This window comes from Pseudomonas reidholzensis, from assembly GCF_900536025.1.
In the GTDB taxonomy this organism is placed as follows: domain Bacteria; phylum Pseudomonadota; class Gammaproteobacteria; order Pseudomonadales; family Pseudomonadaceae; genus Aquipseudomonas; species Aquipseudomonas reidholzensis.
Genome location: NZ_UNOZ01000010.1, coordinates 22,869 through 40,885 on the forward strand (window position 1 = coordinate 22,869; position 18,017 = coordinate 40,885).

Genomic DNA, 18,017 nt, shown 5'->3' on the forward strand with positions numbered 1-18,017 from the left:
AGGTGTAGTTGCGATGAAACGTGTAGGTCTGATCGGTTGGCGTGGGATGGTCGGGTCCGTGCTTATGCAGCGGATGCTCGAGGAGCAGGATTTCGACCTGATCGAGCCGGTGTTCTTCACCACCTCCAATGTGGGTGGCCAGGGTCCGAACGTGGGCAAGGACATTGCTCCGCTCAAGGACGCGTACAACATTGAAGAACTGAAGACCCTCGACGTCATTCTGACCTGCCAGGGCGGCGACTACACCAACGAGGTCTTCCCCAAGCTGCGCGAAGCCGGCTGGCAGGGTTACTGGATCGATGCGGCCTCGTCGCTGCGCATGCAGGATGACGCGGTGATCATCCTCGACCCGGTCAACCGCAAGGTCATCGACCAGCAGCTGGATGCCGGGACCAAGAACTACATCGGCGGCAACTGCACCGTCAGCCTGATGCTGATGGGCCTGGGTGGCCTGTTCGAAGCCGGCCTGGTCGAGTGGATGAGCGCCATGACCTACCAGGCGGCCTCCGGTGCCGGCGCGCAGAACATGCGTGAGCTGATCAAGCAGATGGGCGGCATCAATGCGGCGGTCACCGAGGAGTTGGCCAACCCGGCCAGCGCCATCCTCGACATCGACCGCAAGGTCGCCGAGGCCATGCGCAGCGAAGCGTTCCCGACCGAGAACTTCGGTGTACCGCTGGCCGGCAGCCTGATCCCATGGATCGACAAAGAGCTGCCGAACGGCCAGAGCCGTGAAGAATGGAAGGCCCAGGCCGAGACCAACAAGATCCTCGGCCGCTTCAAGAGCCCGATCCCGGTCGACGGTATCTGCGTGCGCATCGGCGCCATGCGTTGCCACAGCCAGGCGCTGACCATCAAGCTGAACAAGGACGTGCCGCTGGCCGACATCGAAGGCATGATCAGCCAGCACAACCCTTGGGTGAAGCTGGTGCCGAACCAGCGTGAGATCAGCATGCAGGAGCTGAGCCCGACCAAGGTCACCGGTACCCTCAATGTGCCGGTCGGCCGTCTGCGCAAGCTCAACATGGGCTCGCAGTACCTGGGCGCGTTCACCGTTGGCGACCAGCTGCTGTGGGGCGCCGCCGAGCCGCTGCGGCGCATGCTGCGGATCCTGCTGGAGCGTTGATTGCGCTTGGCTGGACCAAAAACCCGCGCTTGTGATGAGCGCGGGTTTTTTTTGCGTGTGTTCGGTGTGGATGCGTTGGGCTTAGGGGGCTTATCCGTTCCATGTAGTGGCGCTTATGACCCCTTCCGCCTTTACGGCGTCCTACTTTTTTCTTGGAAAAAGTAGGCAAAACCGCTGGCTCCCATATACGGCCCTCCGCTGCGCTACGGGTTCCCTCACTCCGGTCTTGCTCCCGCGAGGACCGCGCCGGACGGGCCTTCCTGGCCCGCGGCGCTTGCCGGCCATCCATGGCCGTCACCTCGCTCCGCAAGACCTCCGTTCGGCCTCCTGAGGTCGCCAAGTTAGGGGTGGCGCCTGGGCTGGCGTTATCTTCGATAGTGGCATGGGTGGTGGATAGCTTGGCCTCTTCGCGGGTAAACCCGCTCCCACAGGGACCGTGGTGGCCTTACGGTCAGCAGTGAACCTGTGGGAGCGGGTTTACCCGCGAAGAGGCCGGTATTGCGAATACAAATTCTGGCGCTGACGCGCTGTACCGCCCTTATAACCCCGCGAGAGCGAAGCGATTCGCCAGCCGTTGCCCTGGCCTTTGATCTGGCCTTTGATCTGGCCTTTGATCTGGCCTTTGATCTGGCCTTTGATCTGGCCTTTGATCTGGCTTGTGATCTTGATCTACTGCGACTTCAGGAGGCCGAGCGGAGGTCTTGCGAAGCGAGGTGACGGCCAGGAAGGCCGGCAAGGGCTGCGGGCCAGGAAGGCCCGTACAGCCCGGTCCTCGCGGGAGCAAGACCGGAGTGAGGGAACCCGCAGCGCAGCGGAGGGCCGGATGCAGGAGCCGAGACCTTTTGGTTACTTTTGGGGCGTTTGCCAAAAGTGACCCGCCGTAAGGGCGGAAGGGGCCAGTGGCAGCCCCACATCAACCGGATAAGCCCAACGATCGAAACGCGCTACCCCGGCATCTATCCAATAATCCCTAATTAACCTTTCGCTATCCGGCGTTTGCTGGATAAACCCAAGGTACCCCCCGCAGGAGAATCCAAGTAAAGTGCCGCTCCCGCCGTTCCAGCAGAGGATTTCCCCATGACCCAACCCCTAGACATCGCCGTCATCGGCGCCACCGGTAGCGTCGGTGAAACCCTCGTGCAGATCCTCGAAGAGCTCAACTTCCCGGTCAAGACCCTGCACCTGCTGGCGAGCATGGAATCCGCCGGCAGCAGCGTCATGTTCGCCGGGAAGAAAGTCCGTGTGCGTGAAGTCGACAGCTTCGACTTCAGCCAGGCCAAGCTGGCCTTCTTTGCCGCGGGCGCCGCCGTCAGCCTCAGCTTCGCCGCCAAGGCGCACGCCGCCGGGTGCACCGTCATCGACCTCTCTGGCGGCCTCGACCAGGCCCTGGCGCTGGTCCCAGAGGCCAACGGCGAGCAGCTCGCCACGCTGACCCTGCCCGCACTGATCACCAGCCCCAGCGCTGGCGCCGTCGCCCTTGCGGTGGTCCTGGCGCCCCTCAAGGGCCTGCTCGACATCGAGCGCGTGCAGGTGGTGGCCAGCCTGGCCGTTTCGGCCCAGGGCAAGGAGGCGGTCGGCGAGCTCGCCCGGCAGACCGCCGAGCTGCTCAACGCGCGCCCGCTGGAGCCGCGCTTCTTCGATCGGCAGATCGCCTTCAACCTGCTGGCTCAGGTCGGTGCCAGCGACGCGCAGGGCCACACGGCCGTCGAGCGTCGCCTGGTGAGTGAGCTGCGGGTGCTGCTGGGCCTGCCGACGCTGAAGATTTCCGTGACCTGTGTTCAAGTCCCGGTGTTTTTCGGCGATAGCTTGAGTGTGGCCGTGCAAAGCCGTCGTCCGGTGGACCTGGCCGCGGTCAACCAGGCCCTGGAGGCCGCCGAGAGCGTCGAATTGGTCGAACCCGACGATTATCCGACGCCTGTCGGTGACGCAGTGGGCCAAGACGTGGTCTATGTTGGTCGTGTACGTCATGGTATTGATGAACAAGAGCAGCTAAACCTCTGGCTGACCACCGACAATGTGCGCAAGGGTGCGGCGCTCAACGCCGTGCAAGTCGCCCAATTGTTGATTAAACACATGGCGTAAAAGATACTGCTGTGCAATTTTTGTCCTGCACCACACGCAGGTTTCGGGACGATTCATACAAGGGAAGAGGTCATGCTTCGAATTCGCAAACTGGTTCTGGCCATGGCGGCAGCGTCGGCGCTGTCGTCTGGCATGGCGAATGCCCTGGGACTGGGTGAGCTGACCCTGAAGTCGGCACAGAACCAGCCGCTGGACGCCGAGATCGAGCTGCTCGACGTGCGCGACCTTTCCGCAGGCGAGGTGGCGCCAAGCCTCGCCTCGCCAGAAGACTTCGCCAAGGCCGGGGTGGCCTATCCACCCTATGTCGAAGACCTGACGTTCACCCCGGTGATCAACCCCAACGGCAAGAGTGTGCTGCGGGTTACCTCCAGCCGCCCGCTGAGCGAGCCGGTGGTCAAGTTCCTGGTCCAGGTGATGTGGCCACAGGGCCGCCTGCTGCGCGACTACAGCGTGCTGCTCGACCAGGCCAAGGCCCAGGGCGAACAGCCGGCCGCGGGCAACATCGCCCCGGCGGTGAGCGGTGCCGGCAACTACACCACCAAGCGCCGTGACACCCTCTGGCAGATTGCCGCGCGCAACAGCCAGGGCGGCTCGGTGCAGCAGACCATGCTGGCGATCCAGGCGTTGAACCCGGACGCCTTCATCGGCAACAACATCAACCAGTTGAAGGTCGGCCAGGTCTTGCGCCTGCCTGACCAGCAGCAGATCCAGAGCATCGCCCAGGGCGAGGCCAACCGTGACGTGGCCGAGCAGTATGCGGCCTGGCGCGAAGGGCGCCGGCTGGGGCCGCGTGCCCGTCAGCTGGATGCCACCCGCCGTGGCGCGGCCGAAGCGGCGCCGTCGCGGATCGCCCAAGGTGACAACCTGCGCCTGGTCACCCCGGGTAGCCAGGGCAGCAAAGGCGCGGCCAAGGCGATCAACGACAAGTTGGCGGTCGCCCAGGAGAGCCTCGACACCAGCCGTCGTGACAACGACGAACTGAAGAGCCGGATGACCGACCTGCAGAGCCAGCTGGACAAGCTACAGCGTCTGATCGACCTGAAGAACGACCAGCTGGCGCGCCTCGAAGCCCAGGGCGCCGCCGACCCAGCGGCACCCGTCGCCGCAGTGCCCGGTGAGCCTGCGCCGGCTGAACCGGCACCGGCTGCCGAGGCCCAGCCGACCCCGGCCGAGCCTGTGGTTGCACCGGCGCCGGCCGCGGTCGATACCGCGCCCGCGACGCCTGCCCCGGAAGCGGCCAAATCAGAACAGAACGCCCTCGACGAACTGCTCGGCAACCCTTGGCTGCTGGCGCTGATCGCTGGCTCCACGTTCCTCGTGCTGCTGCTCCTGGTGCTGCTGCTGATGCGCCGGCGCAAGGCCCAGCAGGAAGCCGAGAAGCACCTGCGCATGGCCCGTGCCTTGTCGGAGGACGGTGAGCGTGGCCCGGACCGGGATCTGCCGGACGACAGCTTCGATGGCCTGGACATGTCGGCCCCGAGCGTGACGCTGGCGCCTGCTTTCGTGGCGGCGTCTGCAGCGGCGGCGACGGCGGCGGAGAAACCGACCGTGTTCGAGGCGCCTGTGGTCGAGCCGCTGGTGCAGCCTGAAGCAGCCCAGGACCCGTTCGCCGAACTGCTGGCCGAAGCTGACCAGAGCCTGGCGCAAGGTCGCCTGAACCATGCTGCCGACCTGCTCGAGCCGGCGGTGGCGGCAGCGCCTGAGCGCGCTGATCTGCGCTTGAAACTGATGGAAGTGTACGCCCGTCAGGGTGACCAGAACGCCTTTGCCGAGCAGGAGCGGCAACTGGACGCCACTGAGGACAACCAGGCCCAGGTCGAGTCGCTGCGCGAGCGCTTCCCGGCGATGGTCGCGGTGGCCGCTGTCGGTCTGGGTGCCGCTGCGTTGGCCGCAGAGCTGGACGAGCAGTACGTCCAGGAACTGCTGCAGGACGAGCAGGATGTTCCGGCTGTTGATGATCTTGAGCCGGAGCCGGAGCCCGAACTGGAATCCGAACCCGAGCCGGTCGTCGAGCCCGAGCCTGTGCTCGATGACCTCGAAGCTGATCCGCTGCTGGAGCCTGAGGCGCCGTTGTCGGTGGATGTCGAGCCGATCGAAGCGAGCGACCTGGACAGTGCGTTTGACCTGAGCCTGGACGACGACCTGCCGACGGACGATCCGCTCGACACGCCGATGCTCGACGACATTGCGCTGGAGCCCGAGGTTGAGATCGAGCCTGAGCCTGAGCTGACCGAGACGCCCGAGCCGGTTGTCGCCGACACGGATGCCGATGACGATTTCGAAGCGCTGCTGGCACAGGCACAGGCCCAGGCCGAGCCGACGAGCGTCGACGACCTGGCCGACTTCGACCTGGATGTCGGTGAGCCCGCTTCGCCAGCCCCTGTTGAAGAAGCCCCGGTGGATGTGGCTGCAGAACTGGCTGCGTTCGACGAGATCCCTGAGTTCGACCCGATCTCTGAGCTGGAGCTGCCGGACGACTTCGACCTGTCGCTGTCGCTGGACGACGACTCGCCGGCGGCGAAGAACTTCGCCTCCGAGCTGAGCGACGTCAACGCCGAACTCGACAAGCTCTCGCAGAACCTCGAAACCCCCTCGCTGGAGCCGCAGTTCACCGCGGCGGATGCGGCGCTGGAGCCAGAGCCGCTGGATGACCTGGACTTCGACTTCTTCTCCGGCGCGGACGAAGTGGCCACCAAGCTCGACCTGGCACGTGCCTACATCGACATGGGTGATCACCAGGGCGCGCGGGACATCCTCGATGAAGTGGTCAAGGATGGCAGCGACACCCAGCGCGGCGAGGCTGAAGAGATGTTGTCCCGGTTGGTGTAAGGCGTGACGGCAGCGTCGCGCTTTTCGCGGGTAAACCCGCTCCCACAGGTTTGGCGCAAGCGTTGAGGTTTGCATCTGCCCTGTGGGAGCGGGTTTACCCGCGAAAAGGGCGACGCGCAGGCACTAGCAACCCCCGCAACGGCAGCCAGATGGCTGCCGTTGTCGTTATACTGCCGCCTTTCGTTCCATCCACAGGTTTCAGCTACTTGGACATCATCGACATCGATCCGGCCGAATCGGCGGCCGCAGGCTACTCGCGCATCGCCCTCGGGGTGGAATACAAAGGCGCCCGCTACCGTGGCTGGCAACGCCAGGCGAGTGGCGTGCCGAGTGTCCAGCAGGCCCTTGAACAGGCGCTGTCGAAGGTGGCCAACGCGCCGATCACCGTGGCCTGTGCCGGGCGCACCGATGCCGGCGTGCACGCCTGCGGCCAGGTCGTGCATTTCGATACCGATGCCGTGCGTGACGAGCGCGCCTGGACCCTGGGCACCAACTTCAACCTGCCGCGCGACATCAGCGTGACCTGGGCGCGGACCATGCCGGCGGACTTCCACGCCCGCTTCAAGGCCACCGCCCGGCGCTATCGCTACGTCATCTACAACGACCCGATCCGCCCGGCGCACCTGGCCGAGGAAGTGACCTGGAACCACCGCCCGCTGGACGTCGCGTTGATGGCCGAGGCAGCCCAGTGCCTGCTCGGCACCCACGACTTCAGCGCCTTCCGCGCCAGCCAGTGCCAGGCCAAGTCGCCGATCAAGACCATGCACCACCTGCGCGTCACCCGCCATGGCCAGATGATCGTGCTGGACCTGCGCGCCAGCGCCTTCCTGCACCACATGGTGCGCAACATCGCCGGCGTGCTGATGAGCATCGGCACCGGCGAGCGGCCGGTGGCGTGGGCCCGTGAAGTGCTGGAGGGGCGCGATCGCCGTGAGGCCGGGGTCACCGCGCACCCGTTTGGCCTGTACCTGGTCCAGGTGGAGTATCCCGAGGCCTTCGAGCTGCCCCAGCGTTACATCGGCCCACACTTTCTTACCGGTTTCGACGCACTGGCGGACTGACGGGGCAAAAGTCATTTGCTAACATCCGGCCTTCACCGATTACTCAAGGTTCGCTGTCCATGAGCAACGTTCGCAGCAAGATCTGCGGGATTACCCGCATCGAAGACGCCCTGGCCGCCGCTGAAGCCGGCGCCGACGCCATCGGCTTCGTCTTCTATGCCAAGAGCCCGCGTGCCGTGGACGTGCGTCAGGCGCGGGCGATCATTGCCGAGCTGCCACCGTTCGTGACCACGGTCGGCCTGTTCGTCAATGCGTCGCGCTGTGAGCTCAGCGAGATCCTCGAAGTGGTTCCGCTGGACCTGCTACAGTTCCACGGCGACGAAACCCCGGCCGATTGCGCGGGCTTTCACCGGCCCTGGATCAAGGCCTTGCGGGTGCGCCCCGGGGATGACCTGGAGGCCGCCTGCCAGCACTATGCCGGCGCCAGCGGTATTCTCCTCGACACCTTTGTCGCCGGCGTGCCGGGCGGGACGGGCGAAGCCTTCGACTGGTCGCTGGTGCCGCCGCGCCTGAGCAAGCCGATCATTCTCGCCGGCGGCCTGACGCCGGACAACGTCGGCCAGGCGATCGCCCAGGTGCGGCCTTACGCGGTGGATGTCAGCGGTGGGGTAGAGCAGGCCAAGGGCATCAAGGATGCCGACAAGATCGAGGCCTTCCTGCGTGCCGTGAGGCAGGCGTGAAGGCAGATGTGACGGCTGGCCGCGCGCCATCGTCCATAGTTTTCGCAGCCTTGTGCTGCCAGGCTCGCGCCTATACAGATTGAACAAGGTCCGGTGGCTCGGCCGGCTCCGCGCAACAGCGGGCCCCGATACCGGTCCTTCATCGTTTTATTGAAGATATGAGCTCAAGGGCAGGGCATGGCCGGCCAGACCGGTCCCCGCCCGCCAAATACTGGAGAAAGAAAGCATGAGCAACTGGTTAGTCGACAAACTGATCCCTTCGATCATGCGTTCCGAGGTGAAGAAGAGCTCGGTGCCTGAAGGCCTGTGGCACAAGTGCCCGGCCTGCGAGAACGTGCTGTATCGTCCGGAGCTGGAAAAGACCCTGGATGTCTGCCCCAAGTGCAACCACCACATGCGCATCGGCGCCCGTGCGCGCATCGACATCTTCCTCGACGCCGAAGGCCGTGCCGAACTGGGTGCCGACCTCGAGCCGGTCGACCGCCTGAAGTTCCGTGATGGCAAGAAGTACAAGGACCGCCTGGTCGGCGCGCAGAAGCAGACCGGCGAGAAAGACGCCCTGATTTCCATGAGCGGCAGCCTGATGGGCATGCCGGTGGTGGTCAGCGCCTTCGAGTTCTCGTTCATGGGCGGCTCGATGGGTGCCATCGTCGGTGAGCGCTTCGTGCGTGCCGCCAACTACGCCCTGGAAAACCGCTGCCCGATGATCTGCTTCTCCGCTTCCGGCGGTGCGCGGATGCAAGAGGCGCTGATCTCGCTGATGCAGATGGCCAAGACCTCTGCGGTGCTGGCGCGCCTGCGCGAAGAAGGCATCCCGTTCATCTCGGTGCTGACCGACCCGGTCTACGGCGGCGTTTCTGCCAGCCTGGCGATGCTCGGCGACGTGATCGTCGGTGAGCCCAAGGCGCTGATCGGCTTCGCCGGCCCGCGCGTCATCGAACAGACCGTCCGCGAGAAGCTGCCAGAAGGCTTCCAGCGCAGCGAGTTCCTGCTCGAGCACGGCGCGATCGACCTGATCATCTCCCGTCATGAGCTGCGCCCACGTCTGGCCCGCCTGCTGGCGCAGATGACCGGCCAGGCGACCCCGGCCGAAGCCTTGGAAGAGGCGGCTGTCGCGTAATGAGCCAACGTACCCTCGGCGAGTGGCTCGCCTATCTCGAGCAGTTGCACCCTTCGGCCATCGACATGGGCCTGGAGCGTTCGCAACAGGTGGCGCAGCGGCTCGGGCTGGGCAGGCTGGCGCCCCGGGTAGTGACGGTTACCGGCACCAATGGCAAGGGTTCGACCTGCGCCTTTGTCGCATCCTTGCTGCAGGCCCAGGGCCTGCGGGTCGGCGTGTACAGCTCACCGCACCTGCTGCGCTACAACGAGCGGGTGCGTATCGACGGCGTCGATGCCAGCGATGAGCGCCTGTGCGAAGCCTTCGCCGCCGTTGAAGTGGCGCGCGGCGAAACCTCCCTGACCTACTTTGAGATGGGCACCCTGGCGGCGTTCTGGCTGTTTCAGCAGTCGGCGCTGGATGCCGTGGTGCTCGAAGTCGGCCTGGGCGGTCGGCTGGACACGGTCAACGTGGTGGATGCCGACCTGGCGCTGGTGACCAGCATCGGCGTCGACCATGTCGATTACCTCGGCGATAGCCGCGAGTCGGTGGCGTTCGAAAAGGCCGGCATCTTCCGCCAGGGCAAGCCTGCCCTGTGCGGCGACCTCGACCCGCCCCAGCCGCTGCTGGACAAGGCGCGCGAACTGGCCTGCCCGTTGTTCCTGCGGGGTCGTGAGTTCGACCTGGCCATTGGCGACAGCCATTGGCAGTGGAGTGGCCGCCAGCTGGATGGCACGCCGGTGGCGTTGCCCGACCTGCCGCTGCTCGACCTGCCCATGGAGAACGCCGCGCTGGCGCTGCAGGCCTATCTGTTGATGGGCCTGCCCTGGGATGCCGCTCAGGTCCGTCAGGCCCTGCTCGATACGCGCATCACCGGTCGCCTGGACCGCCGTGTGCTGAACTGGCAGGGCAAGCGCGTTGAGCTGCTGCTGGATGTCGGGCACAACCCGCATGCCGCCGAGTACCTGGCCCGCCGCTTGGCGGCCCGGCCGCCGCAGGGCAAGCGCCTGGCGGTGTTCGGCCTGCTCGCCGACAAGGACCTGGACGGCGTTATCGCGCCGTTGCAAGGGCTGGTCGCGGACTGGGCGGTGGCACCGCTGGACACCCCGCGCAGTCGTCCGGCGGCCGAGCTTGCAACGGCCTTGACGAACCACGGCGCCGCGGTGAAGTCTTACCCGAGCGTCGAGGCCGCTTTGGCAGGGCAGTGCGCGCAGGCGACGGCGGATGATCAGATCCTGCTGTTCGGTTCGTTTTTCTGTGTCGCTCAGGCCCTGGAATGGCTCGAGCGGCAGGCGCCTGAGGGTGGAGTAGATGGCAGTGCTGGATAAGGGAATGAGACAGCGCATGGTCGGTGCGCTGGTGCTGGTGGCACTGGCGGTGATCTTCTTGCCGATGCTGTTCACGCGCGAAGACGAAATGCGTCAGGTCCGGGTCGATGCACCGGAGGCACCGGCCATGCCGAGTTTGCCGCAGGTGCAGGTCGAGACGATCCAGGTGCCGGAGCAGCAGCCGCTGGCGGATCAGCCACCGGTGGTGGTCGACGAGTCGACCGCGGTGGCCACTGCCCCGAGCCAGCCGATCGCGCCGGCGCCAACGGCCGCGCCGCCGGTCGAAGCGCCGGTGGTGAAGCCGCAGGCACCGGCACCGGTAGCCAAGGTTGAAAGCCGTCCGGCGGCGACGCCTGCGCCGGCGACAACCGCCAGCGCCGCCAAGCCCGCCGCCGCGTCGAAGATCGATGCCAATGGCCTGCCGGTGAGTTGGTCGATCCAGCTCGCCAGCCTGTCCAACCGTGCCGGCGCCGACAATCTGCAGAAAACCCTGCGCAGCCAGGGCTACAACGCCTATATCCGTTCGGCCGATGGCATGAACCGGGTGTATGTGGGGCCGTTGATCGAGCGCGCCGAGGCCGAGCGCCTGCGCGATGTGATCAACCGCCAGCAGAAACTCAAAGGCTTTGTGGTGCGCTTCCAGCCGGAACGCAACTGAATTTCTGGCTGGCTGTGCTGGCCTCTTCGCGGGTAAACCCGCTCCCACAGGGGGTGGGTTGGCCATACAGGCTGTGTGGCTTTCGCGCAGCTTGTGGGAGCGGGTTTACCCGCGAATGCGGCACCACCCATCTCGATGGCTCAACCCCTGACATTCCGCTTACCCCCAGCCCGCCGCTCTGGTAAAATGCGCCGCCTCAAACATCTGCAGGCAGCACCGTGGCATTTACCTGGGTTGATTGGGCGATCATCGCAATTATCGCCGTTTCCACATTGATCAGTCTTACGCGCGGCTTCGTCAAGGAAGCCCTCTCGCTGATCATCTGGATCGTTGCGGGCGCGGTCGCCTGGATGTTCGGTGGTTCGCTGTCGCAGTACCTGGAAAGCTATATCCAGACGCCTTCGGCACGGGTCATCGCAGGCTGTACGATTCTTTTCGTCGCCACCCTGATCGTCGGGGCGATGCTCAATTTCCTCATCGGCGAGCTGATCCGCGTGACCGGGCTGTCCGGCACCGATCGCTTCCTGGGCATGGCCTTTGGTGCCGCGCGCGGCGCCCTGCTGGTGGTCGTGGCGGTCGGGCTGCTGAGCCTGGGCCCGGTGCAACAGGACCCGTGGTGGCAGGAATCGCGCCTGATACCACAATTTCTATTGGTCGCTGACTGGTCGAAAAACCTTATCCTGGGTTTCACCGGTCAGTGGATGTCCAGTGGGGTCAGCGTACCTGCTGATCTTCCGTTCAAGGAACAGCTGCTCGGCCCCTCCAGGCCGTAAGCGCTATTCACTCAAGTTTCATCAAAGTAGGGGTTGCGTCGCATGTGTGGCATCACCGGTATTGTCGGTAAGTCGAACGTCAATCAGGCGCTGTATGACGCGCTAACGGTCCTCCAGCACCGCGGCCAGGATGCTGCCGGTATCGTGACCAGCCATGATGGCCGGTTATTCCTGCGCAAGGATAATGGCCTGGTGCGTGACGTCTTCCAGCAGCGTCACATGCAGCGCCTGGTCGGCCACATGGGCATCGGCCACGTGCGCTATCCGACCGCGGGCAGCTCGACGTCGGCTGAAGCCCAGCCGTTCTACGTCAACTCGCCGTACGGCATCACCCTGGCGCACAACGGCAACCTGACCAACGTCGAGCAGTTGGCCAAGGAGATCTACGAGTCCGACCTGCGCCACGTCAACACCAACTCCGACTCGGAAGTGCTGCTCAACGTGTTCGCCCACGAGCTGGCCGTGCGCGGCAAGCTGCAGCCGACCGAAGAAGACGTGTTCGCCGCGGTCTCCCACGTGCACAGCCGCTGCGTCGGCGGTTACGCGGTGGTGGCGATGATCACCGGCTACGGCATCGTCGGCTTCCGTGACCCGAACGGCATCCGCCCGGTGGTCTTCGGCCAGCGTCACACCGACGAAGGCGTGGAGTACATGATCGCCTCGGAAAGCGTCGCCCTGGACGTCCTCGGCTTCACCCTGATCCGCGACCTGGCGCCGGGCGAAGCGGTGTACATCACCGAAGAAGGCAAGCTCACCACCAAGCAGTGCGCGACCAACCCGCAGCTCAAGCCGTGCATCTTCGAGCACGTCTACCTGGCCCGCCCTGACTCGATCATGGACGGCGTCTCGGTGTACAAGGCGCGCCTGCGCATGGGCGAGAAGCTGGCCGAGAAGATCCGCCGTGAGCGCCCTGAGCACGACATCGACGTGGTCATCCCGATTCCGGACACCAGCCGCACCGCGGCGCTGGAGCTGGCCAACCACCTGGGCGTGAAGTTCCGCGAAGGCTTCGTCAAGAACCGCTACATCGGCCGTACCTTCATCATGCCCGGCCAGGCCGCACGCAAGAAGTCGGTGCGCCAGAAGCTCAACGCCATCGAGCTGGAATTCCGCGGCAAGAACGTGATGCTGGTCGACGACTCGATCGTGCGCGGCACCACCTGCAAGCAGATCATCCAGATGGCCCGCGAAGCGGGTGCGAAGAACGTCTACTTCTGCTCCGCAGCGCCGGCTGTGCGTTACCCCAACGTCTACGGCATCGACATGCCGAGTGTGCACGAACTGATCGCCCACAACCGCACCACCGACCAGGTGGCCGAGTTGATCGGCGCCGACTGGCTGATCTATCAGGACCTGCCGGACCTGATCGAATCGGTCGGTGGCGGCAAGGTCAAGATCGAAAACTTCGATTGCGCGGTGTTCGACGGTGAGTATGTCACCGGTGACATCGACGACGCCTACCTGGAACGCATCGAGCAGAACCGCAACGATGCGGCCAAGGTCAAGACCCAGGCCGTCAGCGCGATCATCGACCTGTACAACAACTGATTTGGGAGCGACGGCATGACGGATCAATGGGATGCCGGGCGACTGGACAGCGACCTCGAGGGTGTCGGTTTCGACACCCTGGCGGTCCGCGCCGGTCAGTACCGTACGCCTGAGGCGGAGCACAGCGACGCGCTGTTCTTCACCTCCAGCTATGTGTTCCGCACGGCCGCCGATGCGGCCGCGCGGTTTGCCGGCGAAACGCCGGGCAATGTCTACTCGCGCTACACCAACCCGACCGTGCGCGCCTTCGAAGAGCGCCTGGCGGCGCTGGAAGGCGCCGAGCAGGCGGTGGGCACCTCCACCGGCATGTCGGCGATCCTGTCCACGGTGATGGCGCTGTGCAGCGCCGGTGACCATGTGCTGGTGTCGCAGAGCGTGTTCGGTTCGACCATCAGCCTGTTCGAGAAGTACTTCAAGCGCTTTGGCGTGCAGGTGGACTACGTGCCACTGGCCGACCTCGGCGGTTGGCAAAAAGGCATCAAGGACAACACCAGGCTGCTGTTCGTCGAGTCGCCGTCCAACCCCTTGGCCGAGCTGGTGGACATCGCCGCCCTGGCCGAGATCGCCCACGCCCGTGGCGCGATGCTGGTGGTCGACAACTGCTTCAGCACGCCAGCGCTGCAGCAGCCGCTCAAACTCGGTGCCGACATCGTCGTGCATTCGGCGACCAAGTTCATCGACGGCCAGGGCCGTTGCATGGGCGGTGCGGTGGCCGGGCGCAGCGAGCAGATGAAAGAAGTGGTGGGCTTCCTGCGGACCGCTGGGCCGACCCTCAGCCCGTTCAACGCCTGGGTATTCCTCAAGGGCCTGGAAACGCTCAAGCTGCGCATGCGTGCGCACTGCGAGAGCGCCCGTGCCCTGGCGCAGTGGCTGGAGCAGCAGGACGGGGTGGAGAAGGTCCACTACGCCGGCCTGCCGAGCCATCCGCAGCATGAGCTGGCCAAGCGTCAGATGAGCGACTTTGGCGCGGTGGTGAGCTTTGAGGTCAAGGGCGGCAAAGACGGCGCCTGGCGCTTCATCGACGCGACCCGTCTGTTGTCGATCACGGCCAACCTGGGTGACAGCAAGACCACCATCACCCACCCGGCGACCACCTCCCACGGCCGTCTGTCGCCGCAGGAGCGTGAAGCGGCGGGCATCCGTGACAGCCTGATTCGCATCGCGGTCGGCCTGGAAGACGTCGCCGACCTGCAAACCGACCTGGCGCGTGGGTTGGCTGCGCTGTGATCGACTGGAAGGGTGGCGAGCCGGACCATAACGGTCGGGTAGCCCTGGTCACCGGTGCCGCGCGCGGCATCGGCCTGGGCATCGCCGCCTGGCTGATCTGTGAAGGTTGGCAGGTGGTCCTCAGCGACCTTGATCGCCCGCGTGGCGCCAAGGTGGCGAAGGCGCTCGGCGACAATGCGTGGTTCATCACCATGGATGTCGCCGATGAGGCGCAGGTCAGTGCCGGGGTGTCCGAAGTGCTCGGCCAGTTCGGCCGGCTTGACGCGCTGGTCTGCAATGCCGCCATCGCCAACCCGCACAACCACACCCTGGAGAGCTTGAGCCTGGCTCAATGGAACCGGGTGCTGGCGGTCAACCTCAATGGGCCGATGCTGTTGGCCAAGCACTGTGCGCCGTACCTGCGTGCGCATGCTGGGGCGATCGTCAACCTGACTTCGACCCGGGCGCGGCAGTCCGAGCCGGATACCGAGGCTTATGCGGCGAGCAAGGGCGGGCTGTTGGCGTTGACCCATGCCCTGGCGATGAGCCTGGGGCCGGAGATTCGGGTCAATGCTGTGAGCCCGGGGTGGATCGATGCGCGTGATCCAGCCCAGCGCCGTGCCGAGCCGTTGAGCGAGGCCGACCATGCCCAGCATCCGGCGGGCAGGGTAGGGACCGTTGAGGACGTGGCTGCGTTGGTGGCTTGGTTGTTGTCCAGACAGGCGGGGTTTGTGACTGGGCAGGAGTTTGTGGTTGACGGTGGGATGAGTCGCAAGATGATTTACACCTGAGCGGATGGCTATAAGCTGGAAGCTTTGAGAAAGGGACCGAGAGGTTCCTTTGTCGTTTTTGGGTGGGGGGGTGGTGGGAGCGGGCATATCCATTTTTTGTGGTGGGGCCACTGGCCCCTTCCGCCCTTACGGCGGGTCACTTTTTTTCTTGGAAAAAAGTAACCAAAAACCGCTTGCTCCTACATCCGGCCCTTCGCTGCGCTGCGGGTTCCCTCACTCCGGTCTTGCTCCCGCGAGGACCGGGCTGTACGGGCCTTCCTGGCCCGCAGCCCTTGCCGGCCTTCCTGGCCGTCACCTCGCTTCGCAAGACCTCCGTTCGGCCTCCTGAAGTCGCGGTAGATCAAGATCACGAGCCAGATCAAGATCAAGGGCCAGGGCGATGGCTGGCGAATCGCTGCGCTCTCGCTGGTTTATAAGGGCGGTACAGCGCGTCAGCGCCAGAATGTGCATTGGCAGTCCCGGCCTATTCGCGGGTAAACCCGCCCCACAGGTTATCTGCTGACTGTGAGGCCACTGCGGTCCCTGTGGGAGCGGGTTTACCCGCGAAGAGGTCAAGCTATCCACCACCATTGCCACTATCGAAGATAACGCCAGCCCAGGCGCCACCCCTAACTTGGCGACCTCAGGAGGCCGAACGGAGGTCTTGCGGAGCGAGGTGACGGCCATGGATGGCCGGCAAGCGCCGCGGGCCAGGAAGGCCCGTCCGGCGCGGTCCACGCGGGAGCAAGACCGGAGTGAGGGAACCCGCAGCGCAGCGGAGGGCCGTATGTGGGAGCCGGCGGTTTTTTGGTTACTTTTTTCCAAGAAAAAAAGTGACCCGCCGTAAGGGCGGAAGGGGCCATAAGCGCCACCACCTGAAATGGATAAGCACACCATCCCCCCGCGCGCATTTTCGTGCCCGCTTCCTGCCTCCCACGCAAATCCACTTTTTTGCCCTTTTTGAAAAAAAATTCAATGGGGGTATTGACTTAGCATCGGTACCTGCGTAAATTTCGCGGCCTCAGAGAAGCAAACGCAACACGCAACACCAAGCAGCAAAATGGGTGATTAGCTCAGCCGGGAGAGCATCTGCCTTACAAGCAGAGGGTCGGCGGTTCGATCCCGTCATCACCCACCACTTCTCTGAGATGTTCCTGGCATGAATACTTCGCAAGAAGTTTCAGCTAGAGAGGAACAGGACGTAAGTCCACACTGCGCAGCGGTAGTTCAGTCGGTTAGAATACCGGCCTGTCACGCCGGGGGTCGCGGGTTCGAGTCCCGTCCGCTGCGCCATTTTTCTCCAGATGGGTGCTTGTCACCGGTCTGAGGTCCAGAGGCCAAGCCTTTGTACCAGATCCCAGTTTCAATCGGGCGCAAGCCTGAACGATACGCAGCGGTAGTTCAGTCGGTTAGAATACCGGCCTGTCACGCCGGGGGTCGCGGGTTCGAGTCCCGTCCGCTGCGCCATCTTCTGCTACGAGGCCCCATGAACGCCTCGCAGCAACACAAGAAGAGCGATCACGTTATCGCTTTTTTTGTGCCTGACCGACCAGCACCCAGTGCGCGGAAGGTTAGATCCCAGTTTCAATCGGGCGCAAGCCTGAATGATACGCAGCGGTAGTTCAGTCGGTTAGAATACCGGCCTGTCACGCCGGGGGTCGCGGGTTCGAGTCCCGTCCGCTGCGCCATCTTCGCCTCGAGGCCCCTTGAACGCCTCGAAGCACTACAGAGAAAGCGACCTTCGGGTCGCTTTTTTTGTTTCTGCCGTCGCCCCGCTTAACACACTTTTACAAAGCCCTGACCGAGTCTTCACCGATCAGCGGTTTCAGTGTGCGAGCAGGTGTTGCACAATAGGCGCCATTCGACTTATCCGGTATTCATGATGTCCAGATCATCCGTCTTCGGTGCGCTCGGGCTGGCCCTTGTGCTGGCGGGCGTATCCGGTTGCTCCTCGAAAAAGACCGCCGTCTACGAACACGAAAACTTCGATGATTCGGGCACCTACTCGCGCAGCTTCCCGGTCAGCGACGCCGGCTCGTGCGAGGCCGCTCGGCGCGCGCTGCTCAGCCAGGGCTATATCATCACCAGCAGTGGCCCGAACCAGATTGCCGGCAACAAGAGCTTTCAGCAGAACAGCGACAACCACCTGCAGATCAGCTTCAGCGTGACCTGTGCGCCGGACAGCAGCGATGACCAGCGCTCGACCATGTTCGCCAACGCCCTGCAGGACCGATACGCCCTGAAAAAATCCAACACCTCGGCCAGCCTGGGGGTGGGTGTGCTGGGTTCGGTGTCGATGCCGATCGGTTCGAGCGACGACTCGCTGGTCAAAGTGGCCAGCGAGACCGTGACCGCAGCGCAGTTCTACGATCGCTATTTCGCCCTGGTGGAGAGCTACCTGCCGAAACCGAAGAAGCACGAACAGGCCGCGCCGCACGTCGAGCTGCCCAAGCCCGAGCAGCCCGCACCTGACCTCGGCTTGCCCGAGCAGGCGCCAGCCGCCCTGGCGCCCGCTGCGCTGGCACCCGCCGCGCCGCAGAACGTCGCGCCTGTAGCCGTCAGCGAGGCTCCCGTAGCCGCAGCAGCCACCCCGGCCACCAGCGACGCACCCGTCGCCGCAGTCCCTGCCAGTGAGGTGGAGCCGGCGCCGGTGGTGGACGACAGCCAGGGTTCGCAGCCCGTCGCGCCGCCGACCGAGTCGACGCCGATCCAGGTGGAGCAACCGGCAGCGGCCAGCGAGCCAGCGCCAGTGGCAACGCCAGCCTCGCTGTAGCGTGACACTGCTTAATTTTCTGTTACAGGTTCCGGCTGAAAACGCGGCGAACCCCTGCTACGTTTACCACTCATAAGATTGTCA

13 protein-coding genes and 4 tRNA genes are annotated in these 18,017 nt (G+C 64.6%); all 17 read left to right on the forward strand.

The features are described 5' to 3' along the window. The first annotated feature begins 13 nt into the window (after positions 1 to 13). Positions 14 to 1,126 (forward strand): aspartate-semialdehyde dehydrogenase, encoded by a 1,113-nt coding sequence (gene asd, locus CCOS865_RS07685; RefSeq protein ID WP_119139481.1) that lies wholly within the window; start codon positions 14 to 16, stop codon positions 1,124 to 1,126. A 1,077-nt stretch (positions 1,127 to 2,203) separates the two neighbouring features. Further along, positions 2,204 to 3,208 (forward strand): aspartate-semialdehyde dehydrogenase, encoded by a 1,005-nt coding sequence (locus tag CCOS865_RS07695; RefSeq protein ID WP_119139485.1) that lies wholly within the window; start codon positions 2,204 to 2,206, stop codon positions 3,206 to 3,208. A gap of 72 nt (positions 3,209 to 3,280) precedes the next feature. Further along, complete coding sequence (locus CCOS865_RS07700) at positions 3,281 to 6,037, forward strand: FimV/HubP family polar landmark protein (protein WP_119139487.1); 2,757 nt, start codon at positions 3,281 to 3,283, stop codon at positions 6,035 to 6,037. Between the two features lie 206 nt (positions 6,038 to 6,243). Continuing rightward, a complete protein-coding gene (gene truA / locus CCOS865_RS07710) occupies positions 6,244 to 7,098 on the forward strand; it encodes a tRNA pseudouridine(38-40) synthase TruA (protein ID WP_119139491.1) in 855 nt (284 codons plus the stop codon). Between the two features lie 59 nt (positions 7,099 to 7,157). Further along, on the forward strand, positions 7,158 to 7,778 hold the full coding sequence (locus CCOS865_RS07715) for a phosphoribosylanthranilate isomerase (RefSeq protein WP_119139493.1): 621 nt from the start codon (positions 7,158 to 7,160) through the stop codon (positions 7,776 to 7,778). A 226-nt stretch (positions 7,779 to 8,004) separates the two neighbouring features. Beyond that, a complete protein-coding gene (gene accD, locus CCOS865_RS07720; RefSeq protein ID WP_119139495.1) occupies positions 8,005 to 8,898 on the forward strand; it encodes an acetyl-CoA carboxylase, carboxyltransferase subunit beta in 894 nt (297 codons plus the stop codon). Further along, positions 8,898 to 10,205 carry a bifunctional tetrahydrofolate synthase/dihydrofolate synthase gene (gene folC / locus CCOS865_RS07725; protein WP_119139497.1) on the forward strand — a complete coding sequence of 436 codons (1,308 nt, stop codon included), beginning with the start codon at positions 8,898 to 8,900 and terminating at the stop codon, positions 10,203 to 10,205. The genes accD and folC overlap by 1 nt, the downstream gene beginning before the upstream one ends. Continuing rightward, entirely contained in the window at positions 10,189 to 10,863 is a 675-nt protein-coding gene (locus CCOS865_RS07730; RefSeq protein ID WP_119139499.1) for an SPOR domain-containing protein, read from the forward strand. The genes folC and CCOS865_RS07730 overlap by 17 nt, the downstream gene beginning before the upstream one ends. Before the next feature lie 218 nt (positions 10,864 to 11,081). After that, a complete protein-coding gene (locus CCOS865_RS07735; RefSeq protein ID WP_119139501.1) occupies positions 11,082 to 11,636 on the forward strand; it encodes a CvpA family protein in 555 nt (184 codons plus the stop codon). A gap of 42 nt (positions 11,637 to 11,678) precedes the next feature. Continuing rightward, positions 11,679 to 13,184 (forward strand): amidophosphoribosyltransferase, encoded by a 1,506-nt coding sequence (gene purF / locus CCOS865_RS07740; RefSeq protein WP_119139503.1) that lies wholly within the window; start codon positions 11,679 to 11,681, stop codon positions 13,182 to 13,184. 15 nt (positions 13,185 to 13,199) lie between these two features. After that, the gene (locus CCOS865_RS07745; protein WP_119139505.1) at positions 13,200 to 14,411 is read left to right on the forward strand and encodes an O-succinylhomoserine sulfhydrylase; all 1,212 of its coding nucleotides are present in this window, start codon (positions 13,200 to 13,202) and stop codon (positions 14,409 to 14,411) included. After that, positions 14,408 to 15,181, forward strand: a complete 774-nt coding sequence (locus CCOS865_RS07750; protein ID WP_119139507.1) for an SDR family oxidoreductase — start codon at positions 14,408 to 14,410, stop codon at positions 15,179 to 15,181. The genes CCOS865_RS07745 and CCOS865_RS07750 overlap by 4 nt, the downstream gene beginning before the upstream one ends. A gap of 1,041 nt (positions 15,182 to 16,222) precedes the next feature. Next, a tRNA-Val gene (locus CCOS865_RS07755) sits at positions 16,223 to 16,298 on the forward strand. A gap of 78 nt (positions 16,299 to 16,376) precedes the next feature. Beyond that, a tRNA-Asp gene (locus tag CCOS865_RS07760) sits at positions 16,377 to 16,453 on the forward strand. A 97-nt stretch (positions 16,454 to 16,550) separates the two neighbouring features. Continuing rightward, positions 16,551 to 16,627: transfer RNA gene (locus CCOS865_RS07765), tRNA-Asp, on the forward strand. Positions 16,628 to 16,771: 144 nt separating this feature from the next. Then, positions 16,772 to 16,848 (forward strand) — tRNA-Asp (locus CCOS865_RS07770). A gap of 194 nt (positions 16,849 to 17,042) precedes the next feature. Then, positions 17,043 to 17,933: a DUF2242 domain-containing protein gene (locus CCOS865_RS07775; protein ID WP_119139509.1), complete on the forward strand. Its 891-nt coding sequence runs from the start codon at positions 17,043 to 17,045 to the stop codon at positions 17,931 to 17,933. The last annotated feature ends 84 nt before the right edge of the window (positions 17,934 to 18,017 follow it).